The following is an 11,475-nucleotide window of genomic DNA, read 5'->3' as shown; positions in this document are numbered from 1 at the left end:
AGTTTAAAAAAAATTTAGAGAAAAAGTAGATACTATCTTACAGGACAGAGACCCTAAAGATAAGCGTCCAGTGATAGTGATGGCACAGGATGAGGACCTTTTTGGTCGTATAAATAATGCTCGTAGAGCATGGGCTCCACCTGCCTTACGACCAAAAGCACCGCGTCAATATGTTTTTGCTGCAATCTGTCCGGCATTAGGGAAAATGACAGCCCTTATCCTGCCATACGCTAATACAGAAACAAGGAATATCTTTCTTCGACAGGTTTCTATAGATTTTCAAATATATTTCATGATCATCGTTGTTGATCAGGCAGCATGGCATATGTCTAAAAATCTTGTTGTGCCTGAAAACATCCGACTTATACCTCAGCCCGCACATTCACCGGAGCTCAAACCCCACAGAACATCTCTGGGAAGAGGTCAGAGAAAAGTATCTTAATGGCTTCATATTATTTGCCACCCTCAATGTATTGCTAAGAATAAAAGACCAGTTTAGTAACAAAAATCCTCTGCGTTTATCCAGCAAGACTTCGTATAGTTTCAAGCAGGTTTGTCTGCTCAAATGTACCCTTGACTATATAGGCATCGGCCCCCACTGCTATCCCTCTTTGTCTATCCGCCTCTTTTTCCCTCGATGTTACTATTATTATGGGCGTGTTAGAGTAATTATTATCTTTTCTTAGGGTTTGAGTTAAGGCAAAACCGTCAAGCCGGGGCATTTCCACATCGGTTATTACAACGTCATATGTCTGTTTTCCGGTTTTTTCCAGTGCCTCTATGCCATCCTCTGCAATGTCTACTTCATATCCATAAGCCTCAAGAATACTCTTTTCCACTTCTCTTGTGTTTATGGAATCATCAACAACGAGTATTTTTATCGCATGATGCTCTGTTGCGGCAGGGATTGCTGCTCTGGCGTGTCCTGCCCCTTGCCGGGCTGCTTTTATAACCCCTGAGACATTCAGAAGGTTGATTATCTCGTTTTTACCTGATACTGTCACTCCAAAAACCAACGGCAGGTTTCTCATGTGTTTTGGTAAGGGCTTAATCACCATGTTCTCCTCATCCACTATAGAGTCAATGATTAACCCAAGTTTATCTTCTCCAATGGAAACAACAAGTATGAGGACTCCGGACTTCTTACCGTTTCCACCATCTGTTATACCTAACACTTTGTCAAGTGGCTCAACCGTTATCAATTCCTCCCTGAGTCTCAGCGCTCTGCTGGATACCACATCAATGAGCTCTGCCTCCGGCACTTGCACTATCTCAACCACAGCATTTTTGGGCAGCGCAAAAGCAAGACCTGCACTCTTAAACACAATCAAATCCATTATGGCAAGTGTCATGGGAACTCTGAGAGTAAACCTTGTTCCAAGACCTGGTTTACTCTCTATGGAAATAGTACCTTTTAGCTCATCCACGATATTTTTTTTAACCACGTCCATGCCAACTCCCCTGCCTGAAACATCGGTGATTATAGATGCGGTGCTTATGCCCGGATAGAAAATTAAATCATATGCCTCTGTATCAGTCATAGCATAAAGTGCGGCCTTATCAAAGAGACGGCGCTGGAGAGCTTTGCCTTTAAGTTTTTCAGCTGCAAGCCCCGCCCCATCATCAGCCACCTCTATGACAACATTCCCTGAGTCATAAAAAGCACGTAACGTTATTTCGCCAACCTCAGGTTTACCGGCAGCTTTACGCACAGAGCTCTCCTCTATGCCGTGATCCAGCGAGTTTCTTATCATGTGAATCAGAGGGTCGGATACCTTTTCGACCAGTTTTTTATCCAGCTCTGTCTCTCCCCCCTCAACTGTAAAACTTATATCCTTTCCGAGAGTTCCTGAGATATCCCTGACTGTCCTCCCTAATGAGTCAAACACGGTGGAAAGCGGTACCATGCGCATTGCAAGAGCAACCTCCTGAAGGGTTTCGTTGAGAAGCTCCTGCACGTTGCCATCCGTTGTCAGTTCTCCCGCTAATTGTTTAACTTTCAAGTTTATATTTAAAACATCGTTGCTTAAACCATCTAACTGTGGAAATTCAGCACTCAGGGCATCCAGCTTAAGAAAATGTGCTCTGCTTAAACGCATCACCTCCTTTACGCCGAGAAGTCGTTCTTTTAACCGCGTGTGGTGGGTTACAATTTCTCCCATTAGCTTTATAAGTGTGTCAAGTTTCGTGGCGTTTATGCGCAGTGTCTCTATGTTTTTAGTTTGATGAGTGGTTTTAGCCACCGTTTGCGTGATTTGCTCAAGGCCAGACGCTTTTTCCTCTGAAACCACTGACTCATCCGGTACATTTAAAAGCTCTTCAAGCAAAGTGCAGACTTCAGTTGCCGTGCCGCTTATATCCTCTCCGGCTCCGGCTCTTTCCACAAGCTCTGTAATTGTATCAATCCCCTTGTAAAGAGTAGATATTAGCTGCCGTGTCACTACTATTTGGTTAATTTTAAGGGCATCGAGTACATCCTCAATTTTGTGAGCCACCTCGCTTATAGATGCAAGTTTAAGCATACGGGCGGAGCCCTTTATTGTGTGGGCTGTGCGAAAGAGTGCATTTAGGTTTTCAATGTCTCCGGGGTCTTTTTCCAAAGTTGAAAATCCCTCAGTCATCTTTGCAATATGCTCTTTTGCCTCTTCAACAAACATGCTTACAAATTTAGCTCTGTCAAATGCCATACTTTATTCCAGCGTTTTGTTGATTTTGTCTAAATTATGCCGGCAAAGATGCAGGATGTCATTGGTGTTAAATGAAATAGCAAAAAACTCACCCGCAAGACACGAGTCTTTGGTGATTTTTTGTCCTTGTTGTAATTCACTTTGTATAATTCTTATAACTGCAAGATATTCTTTTTGGGCGAGCTGTAAGTCTACGGCACTATGATACGCTTTTGCAAGGAGATAGTGGGCAAGCCATGAGGATGGGTTAATGTATATAGCCTCTTTAAATCGGCGGATTGTTTCACTTTTATCCCCGGCATATTGTGCAATCAAGGCAAGAAACATGCTGCAATCAAAAGACCATCTGTCAGCGTCCAGAGTTTTCAGAAAGATGTTTTTTGCCTCATCAATCCTCTTAAGATTAAAAAGTGCTGCCCCTCTCAGTACATTAGCATGGATTGCACCTTTCCCATCCTCTGTTAACGGTTCAAGAACCTTTATAGCCGCCTCGAACTTTTTGTCCTTTAGAAGAACACGTGCCTCATCTAAAAGTGCCTCAGGTTGTGGCTCAACTGTTTTTTCGTTTTTAACTGCCCCTGAGTTTATCCTCTTAAAAGTGTCTCGTTTGGGTGGTTTGTGTTTTAGTGAAACACTGCTGCCTGAGGAAACAGCTTCCGGTAACTTTTTAAACACAAACACGCCATCCATTTCAATCAGGCTTAACGAGCCATGTTTATGGCCAAACGTTTCCACCGAGCTGACAAAAAGGTATCCCCCGTCATTAAGCAGCATGGCAAGATTATCAAAGACTCTCCTTTGAATCTCCTTATCAAAATATATTGAAACATTCCTGTAGAAAATCACATCCATAGCAGTAAAGTTATGGATTAACGTAGTGTCAAGCAGGTTAAAGGTTTCAAAATGTGCGTGTCTTGTTATTTGTGTATCTACTTTGAAATGGGTTTCATCCTCCTGGGTAAAGTATTTTTTTCTCAGCAATTCAGGGAAACTTCTAAATGATAAGCTTCCATATACTGCCCTATGGGCTTTGTCAATTACCGGGTTGTCAATGTCTGCGCCAACAAAATGAAAGAGGTCAAGGGCAGTTGTACCGAATGAATCAGAAACGGAAATTATTATAGAGTAGAGCTCTTCACCGGTAGCACAGCCGGCGCTGAAAAGCCTTATTTTTGCGCCTTTTGGTTTGCTTTCCATAAGCTCCGGTAAAATCTTTGATGTTAACACCCTGTAGTGAGCAGGCTCCCGCATAAAGTAGGTTTCATTTATTGTAATAAGGTTTATAAGCCTCTCAAATTGTGTCTGGCTTTGCGATATAAGAGTGTAGTATTCATCGTCTGAGGACAGTCCAAGAATTTTCACCTGAGAGCGGATTATTTCTTTAAACGAGGCAAGCCGTGAAGAGTCAAAACTCAGGCCGCAACGATTGCGTATAATTGCCTGAAAACTCTGCAGGCAATTATCCTCTTTTGCAGTCCAATCCGGTTGAATAAGAACATTTGAGAAGCATTCGTTTTTCATTTCGTTCTTACTCTTATTTTAACGGTTGCAGGCAAATGAAAGTCAAGTTAGTCTAAAGACTGCCTTTACGCTCTATATATGATAAGAACGCAACGCTTTTCTGTGCAAGGCCGGAGTTTGGTGCCCTTTGAATAACAGCATCAAAATTTGCTTTAGAACGTTTAAAATCACCTAATTCCAGATAACAGAGAGCTAAATTAAAATTCACATCCGATACACCTGGTATAAACTTCTCTGACTCTTCAAATGCCTTTATGGCTTTTTGGAAAAATGCTTTCCTTTTTACCGGATCATTGGTTATCTGAGAGCCTGCCTGCATGTACAGATACCCAAGTGTATGATAGGAGGCAACGTTGCGGATATTTTCCCTGAGGGAGTTATAAAGCAGCGCTTCGGCTCTTTCGTAGTTCTTTTTGTTTATTGCAACCAACGCCATGGAATTGAGTAACATGGATTTATTTTCGTGGGTTAGGTTTTTAAGGGCAAGCGCCTCAGAAAACTGTCTTTCTGCCGCATCATAATTTTCTGCCGATAACAGAGCCAGTCCGTAATTGGTTTTTGTTGCGGCAGAGTGCGGATTTTTTTTAGCAGCGTCCTGCCAAAGTGCAAAGTCTGAGCGCCAGTCATAAAGGCGGTTATATGTCAGGAGCGCATAGGTTATACACAGGGTAACGATAATGGCAATTCTTAGATGGTGGGTTAAGAGTGTGTCAGTGAGGTGTTGCTTTTCAGGTTTTAAAAGCATAACTATCAAAAAAGACAAACCCACAGAGGGAATATACATGTAACGCTCTCCGAGAGGCTCGGCTATCTGAGAAATAGTTATCATAAGTGAAGGCACCATAGAGACAATAATCCACAACAGCCAGAATCCACAAAAAAAGTTTCGCTTTAATATAAAAAATGCCAGCAAAACACACGGCAAAATAAATAAAATAAAATACCCCGGGCCGGAGGGCATCTCAGGGATAATGTTTAAGTTCCACGGACAAAGCAGTTTCTCGTAGTAGTAACTGGCAGCGTTTATCAGGTTTCCTATGGTAGCGAATGAAAATGCTTCTTTATTTAAAAAAGCACCTGAGTCACCGGGAGTTTTAAATAAATCAGACAACCATGCAAGTTTCCTTAAAAACACATAAACACCCAGCGATAATGTAACAGAGACAGAAATCAAGGTAATCTCTTTCCTGTTTGCCTTTACAATAGCGGCATACACTAAGGCTAATACTGCAAAAACAATGGCATTTTCTTTGGAAAGAAGAGAAAACAGAAAAAAAATTGCTATAAGAAACAGTCCCTCCCGTTTCTTCTCATGCAGGTAAAGTAAAAGAGCAATAAAAGCAAGCAAAAAGAAACACGTTGCAAGTAAATCTGTTCTGCCGGAAATCCAGGCAACAGACTCGGTATGAATCGGATGCAGTGAAAACAGGAGAGCACTGAAAAATGAAACCCCAGTGTTTTTATTCAAAAAAAATTTCCAGTTCTTTAGCATGATGACAGAGACAATATACATCAGTACGGAGTTTGCCGCATGAATAACGACGTTGCTGACATGGTAGCCAATGGCATTTACATACCATATGGCATAGTCAAGGCCAAGTGAGATTATTGTAAGAGGGCGGTAATAGAGGCCGTTTGAGATAAAAACATCATACGGGTGTTTTTTGTCAATGAGTGAGGCGCCCCTTATTATGTATTGATCGTCCCATATGAGGCCGCTTTTAAATGTTGGAGCATAAATAATAATGGAAATTATAAAAATAGCCGCAACATATACAGCGTGGCGTAAGTAGTCTGTTTTTTCAGTGTTTTCCATGTCTCAACACATATCAACAAAACGTAACGGGAAGGACATTTAGTCCTTCCCGTTACGTTTTATCTTTTAAACCTCTCCAATTGAGAAGTTAATGCTGCAAATTACCGGGTGGTTACCATCTGGCTGAATATTGGTGATGTATAGTTTGTAGTATAAGCCAAGATACTAACTGCACGGCTTGATGTAGGAGTTACAAACACCGTACCATCGGAGATAGCGCTGGAATCGGTTACAAACAATGAGTTACCAGTGTAAGGACTCTTATCCCCTTTAAATGAGTGGTGTGAAATAAAGTGGGTGAGTACAGTTGCCACACCGGCAGGGAATGCAGGGTATGTGCCTGCGCTGGCCTGATTGTAAACGGAATTACAAGTATGTCCTGTAGCTGCTGATGTTGTTGCTTCATAACAGCCCTGATTACCAGATGCGTCTGATACTATTATGTACGGATCGCCTGCAACGTATGCGTCAAGATATGCCTGTAAATCCGACACTGCTCCCTTTGCTCCTGACTCAACTGCTCTTACTTTCGCTTTTTCCCTCTGTCCAAGGAATGCCGGCACTGCAATAGCTGTCAAAATTCCTATGATTGCAATAACTATCAAAAGCTCAATCAACGTAAAACCTCTATCCCCCCTGTTTTTCATGTCCGAAATCACTCTAAACATCTTACCCCTCCATATTCCTTTTATCTGGCGGTTAAAAACCGCTTGACTGTTTACAGTATAGCAATTTACATGCCAGCTTCAGAGGCGCTTGTTTCATAGATAAAACTAATTATGGGGGATATTTACTAACAAATGTTGTCACCCTTTGACATAAAACGTCATGTATATTGCTCTCTGATTTAGACAAAGGAGCTCGTACTTGTAAAAAACATAATACTGAAAGTACAATAAAGCGTGCATAATGCGGAGTTTGTGTCCGTAGAGAAAGGCACTTGTGAAGGAGACAGGTAATGGTAAATAAAAAAGCCATAGTGACAATAACCATAGGGGAGGCATATCAAGAGCTGTGGAGGACTGTTTGTAAGCCCGGTTGGGACAGATATGCCCAAATGTATGGGTATGATATTATTTGCATAGACAATCCGGTTGATATTTCGGAGAGGGCAGCTAACCGCAGTCCGGCATGGCAGAAGTGTTTGGTGTTAAGCCAGGATTTTTCAGCTCAATACGACAGGATAGTGTGGGTTGATTGCGATATTTTAATAAATCATGGCAATGCTCCCTCAATTGTGGACAGTGTGCCGGAGGGCATGGTTGGCGCTATAGATGTTTGGTCGTCTCCAACACAGGGATGGTTCCCTGTTGCACTGCAAAGATATATTGATATAACACCTAAAGGTGACACCTTTAGCCAGGATGTTTCCATGTATTATAAAAAATACGGTTTGCCGGATACCTTTAATAAGGTTGTACAAACAGGTGTGCTTGTCCTTTCCCCTGAGCATAGGGATATACTTGAAAAGACCTACTATGAGTACGAGGAAAAGGGCGGCTCTGAGTGGAATTATGAGATGAGACCACTGTCGTATGAGTTACAAAAGGCATCAAAGGTACATTGGATAGATTTTAGATACAACATGAGCTGGCCTATTTATAAGTGTTTGTTTTATCCTTTTCTTATGTTAGAAAGTACACTTGAAGAGGAAAGAAAAAAAGCATTGTCAGCCGTATGCGTTAACACAGCATACCAAATTGGCTATTTTATGCACTTTCCCGGAGACAAATCGGATATGGTGCTGGTTAATCAGGAAAGTTTAACATGGACAGACTGCAAAATATAATTTCAGTGAGTCTTGACATTACGCAGCAGTTTTTTGTTTAATAAACAGACGGTCGGAGGTTGAAAGGCCGATATAACCAGATACGATGTTTAGGAGGATAATATGGCTGACATTAAAGCAGATCAGGTATTGGACACAAAGGGTTTAAACTGCCCGATGCCGGTGTTAAAGACTAAAAAGGCTTTGGATGGAATTGACTCCGGTAAAATACTTGAGGTGATATCAACAGATGCCGGTTCAAAGTCTGACATCCCTGCACTTTTAAGCAGATTGGGGCACGAGTTGCTGGAGACAAAAGAAAACGGTAACGTTATTTCCTTTTTTATTAAAAAGGCATAACACAGAGGGTTATAAACTTTTTCGTGAAGTCTGCCGATTAATACATTGTGCGGACAAAAGCTGATACTGTAAAAAATGGCCAGGGTGTCAGGTTAACCTGATATTGTGGCTATTTTTTTAGTTGTATTAAGGGTTTGGGGTTTTAGATGACAAAAAATGCCGGCATGGGCTGTCTTATCTTTGCCGTTATATTTTACATTATGTATCCATCCTGTCTTTTGGCAGATATATACATTTATGACAAAGGCAGTGGGGTGGTGTACTACTCTAACATAAAAAGAGCCGGGTACAAGACTCATATTGTGAAAGAGAAACTTTCTAAGAAGCGTGCTCGGCACAAGGTTGCCGTTGCCTCCTTACCTCAGGAATCAAAAAGCTCTCCAGTCTCTACAGTAGTAAATCCTGATTTGTCAGCATACAAAGACTACGAAGACATAGTCCACAAGAAATCTGCTGAGCACTCCCTTGACCCCATGTTGGTAAAGGCAGTGATTAAAACCGAATCTAACTGGAACAACCTTGCCGTATCGTCAAAAGGCGCAATGGGGCTTATGCAATTAATGCCGGATACCGCTAATTTCCTCTCTGTTGGAAACCCCTACGATCCTGTTGAAAACATAGATGGCGGTATAAGGTATCTGAAATACCTGCTTAACAGATTTAATGGAAATGTTGCATTAGCGCTTGCCGCCTATAATGCCGGACCCAATGCGGTATCTCGTTACGGAGATACCATTCCCCCATACGCAGAAACACAGGACTATGTGCAGAGAGTGCTAAATACGTATAACGGGGTAATGATATATTCACCGCACACAACAAAGTCCACAGACGCCACCGGAAAGACAGAGATAAGTTTTGCCTCATCGAGACGGATATTTCGGGTGGTGACCTCTGAAGGTACGACACTATACACAAACATTCGGCCCGGGACTTTGCAGTAATGGAGAGACTATTTTGAAAGACCGCCAGTTGACAGAGCAAATCATGGAGCTAAAGGACAAACGCAGAGCTCTTATAATCGCGCATAATTATCAACGGGATGAGATACAGGCAATAGCTGATCTTACGGGAGATTCCCTTGAACTTTCAAGAAAAGCAGCTGAAACTGATGCTGAGGTAATAGTGTTTTGCGGAGTGAATTTTATGGCTGAAAGCGCCTCTGTACTCTCTCCCGGTAAGACTGTGCTGATACCAGCTCTTGATGCAATGTGTCCGATGGCAGAGATGATAGCGGTTAGCTCCCCCAGGGGAATTTATAAGTCATTCCCGGGTTACTCTGAGCCTCCCGGGTATGTGTTTCCGTCAAACTTTTCACTAAGAGACATAAAGGCGAGGTATCCGGGTGTACCGGTAGTTGCCTATGTAAACACAACGGCAGATGTTAAGGCCGAATCTGATGTCTGCTGCACCTCGGCAAACGTGGTTCAGGTGATAGAGTCGCTGCCGGGTGAGCGAGTGATATGTATTCCGGATAAGAATCTTTCGATGTGGGCGCAAAAAAATACTAAAAAAGAGGTAATAGCCTGGGATGGCTACTGTCACGTCCATGACAGGGTGAGGACATCGGATGTTTTAGCGGCAAGGCAGTTGCACCCTGATGCTCTTGTTATGGCACATCCTGAGTGCAGGATAGAGGTTTTGGAAATATCCGACCATGTTACAAGTACCTCCGGGATGTTGAGATATGCCAACGCTTCAACGGCCACAGAATTCATAGTGGGCACAGAAATAGGGCTTCTTTACAGACTGAGAAAAGAAAATCCGGATAAGACTTTTTATCCGCTGCGTAAGGACATGGTCTGCCCGAATATGAAAAAAACCAATCTTACGCTTCTGTATGAGAGTCTCAGAGACATGAAAAACATTGTAAAAGTGCCGGAGGAGATAAGAGTTCCGGCTAAAAAAGCGCTTGACAGAATGCTTGCAATTAGCACAAATCCGCTTTCAAAGAAATAAGACAAGACGTATTAAGAAAAAATTTTTAACCACAGATGAACACAGATAAATTAAGTCTGTGGTTATCTGTGGTTTATTTAGTTGCTACTCCGTATCAGCCGGTGTGACAACAGCCATGACGACCAGTTTTTCACCTTTTGAGGCCTTAAAACCGTGTTGCACCTGAGGGTCACAAAGAATTGCGGTTTTAGCGTCCGCCTCTATCTCCTCATCTCCAACTGTAAAAACCCCTCTGCCCTCCACACAAAACATCATAAGCCTAAGCGGTGCCTTATGCGGAGTTATCTCCTGCCCCGGCTCTAAACACATCAGTGCCACTCTCATCTCCGGCTTATCTGAAAGCATCTGTTTTGAAAATTTCTCCGGATTAAACTTTATCAACTTTTTTAAATCCAATACTTCTACCATTTTAAACACCTCCTTATCTGTCCTTATACTAACAATGCGGTCAAGCTTCTGCATATGAGATAAATCATAATCGGAACATCAGGGGGCAGAGCTAACACATTTAGCCGCATCCTGAATCCACTTGATAATATCTTCTGATGCAACCCTCGGAGTGTTCATGTGGTCTGCGTTGACAACCAGGTATTTATTACAGGTGTTTGAGGGTACTTTGTTATAAGCATAAGATGGGCCCCTCTTATACATTTTGTCCTGAGTGCCGACAACCCACATAAACGCTGTCCCAGGTTTAATTGACGCGGCATTTGATGGCATAACAGCCGGACCATCGGGTAAAAACCAGCTTAGATAAATATCTGCTGTGGTGGTAATAGTTGATGTAAGCCCCTGATTGGAATCGGTAAATGTGTCTTTTGTTCCGCCATTGCCGCTTTCTGCCATTTGCCTTGCGCGCTTAAGGCTATCTCCAAGCTTTGACTGAAAATCTGGTTTTTCCGGTACATGGCCGGGAGCCATTGCAACGACACCATCTACGGATGCTTTGGCAGCGTACGCGATGGCAACGTTAGCTCCTAAACTATGTCCCGCAATAAATATCCTGGTAGCTCCCTTTTGCCTTAGCTGAGCTACATAGGAATCAACCTCTGTTAATGTGTCTTCATAGCTCTTACAATACTCCCTGTTTCCAGAGTACGGCATATTGGGAGCTATAACGATGAATCCGGCATATTTCATGTCACTCATAAGTTTGTTGAGAGAGTCCTCTGTGTGTGAACCCTTTCTCTTTCCAATTACTTCGACAGGGTCATCTGTGGGTGGTGAACCACCCTTTCCGTGCAATAGTAAAACGCCTGTAATCTGCGCAGACTCACCACAGGCATTACTAACTGCAACTGTTAAAATAAAGATTGAAAAAATTAAAGAAAGCGATAACATTCTTTTTACCAACATTGTTTTCT

At 42.4% G+C, this 11,475-nt stretch carries 10 protein-coding genes and 1 pseudogene; 4 read left to right on the top strand and 7 right to left on the bottom strand.

Features of this window, described 5'->3' with window-relative positions; translation table 11 throughout:
- Positions 1–53 precede the first annotated feature (53 nt).
- From HQK88_11895 to HQK88_11875, 5 genes and pseudogenes are all read right to left on the bottom strand, one after another.
- A complete protein-coding gene (locus HQK88_11895) occupies positions 54–197 on the bottom strand; it encodes a hypothetical protein (GenBank protein MBF0617503.1) in 144 nt (47 codons plus the stop codon).
- Positions 198–518: 321 nt separating this feature from the next.
- Positions 519–2,687, bottom strand: a complete 2,169-nt coding sequence (locus HQK88_11890) for a hybrid sensor histidine kinase/response regulator (protein MBF0617502.1) — start codon at positions 2,685–2,687, stop codon at positions 519–521.
- Positions 2,688–2,690: 3 nt separating this feature from the next.
- On the bottom strand, positions 2,691–4,208 hold the full coding sequence (locus HQK88_11885; GenBank protein ID MBF0617501.1) for a hypothetical protein: 1,518 nt from the start codon (positions 4,206–4,208) through the stop codon (positions 2,691–2,693).
- 52 nt (positions 4,209–4,260) lie between these two features.
- On the bottom strand, positions 4,261–6,024 hold the full coding sequence (locus tag HQK88_11880) for a hypothetical protein (GenBank protein ID MBF0617500.1): 1,764 nt from the start codon (positions 6,022–6,024) through the stop codon (positions 4,261–4,263).
- Between the two features lie 551 nt (positions 6,025–6,575).
- Positions 6,576–6,671: pseudogene (locus tag HQK88_11875) on the bottom strand (prepilin-type N-terminal cleavage/methylation domain-containing protein).
- A 311-nt stretch (positions 6,672–6,982) separates the two neighbouring features.
- Here HQK88_11875 and HQK88_11870 point away from each other — a divergent pair.
- From HQK88_11870 to nadA, 4 genes are all read left to right on the top strand, one after another.
- Complete coding sequence (locus tag HQK88_11870) at positions 6,983–7,813, top strand: hypothetical protein (GenBank protein MBF0617499.1); 831 nt, start codon at positions 6,983–6,985, stop codon at positions 7,811–7,813.
- A 102-nt stretch (positions 7,814–7,915) separates the two neighbouring features.
- Positions 7,916–8,152 (top strand): sulfurtransferase TusA family protein, encoded by a 237-nt coding sequence (locus tag HQK88_11865; protein ID MBF0617498.1) that lies wholly within the window; start codon positions 7,916–7,918, stop codon positions 8,150–8,152.
- Positions 8,153–8,352: 200 nt separating this feature from the next.
- Positions 8,353–9,096 carry a lytic transglycosylase domain-containing protein gene (locus tag HQK88_11860; protein MBF0617497.1) on the top strand — a complete coding sequence of 248 codons (744 nt, stop codon included), beginning with the start codon at positions 8,353–8,355 and terminating at the stop codon, positions 9,094–9,096.
- A 10-nt stretch (positions 9,097–9,106) separates the two neighbouring features.
- Entirely contained in the window at positions 9,107–10,111 is a 1,005-nt protein-coding gene (gene nadA / locus HQK88_11855) for a quinolinate synthase (GenBank protein MBF0617496.1), read from the top strand.
- A gap of 84 nt (positions 10,112–10,195) precedes the next feature.
- Here the strand turns inward: nadA and HQK88_11850 are convergent, their stop codons facing one another.
- Positions 10,196–10,519 (bottom strand): cupin domain-containing protein, encoded by a 324-nt coding sequence (locus tag HQK88_11850; protein MBF0617495.1) that lies wholly within the window; start codon positions 10,517–10,519, stop codon positions 10,196–10,198.
- A gap of 78 nt (positions 10,520–10,597) precedes the next feature.
- Positions 10,598–11,467, bottom strand: coding sequence for an alpha/beta hydrolase (locus HQK88_11845; GenBank protein ID MBF0617494.1), 870 nt, complete (start codon positions 11,465–11,467; stop codon positions 10,598–10,600).
- Positions 11,468–11,475: the final 8 nt, after the last annotated feature.

This window comes from Nitrospirota bacterium (assembly GCA_015233895.1).
GTDB lineage: Bacteria > Nitrospirota > Thermodesulfovibrionia > Thermodesulfovibrionales > Magnetobacteriaceae > Magnetomonas.
Note: the sequence above shows the minus strand (reverse complement) of the source record. Positions and strands in the feature narration are given on the sequence as shown.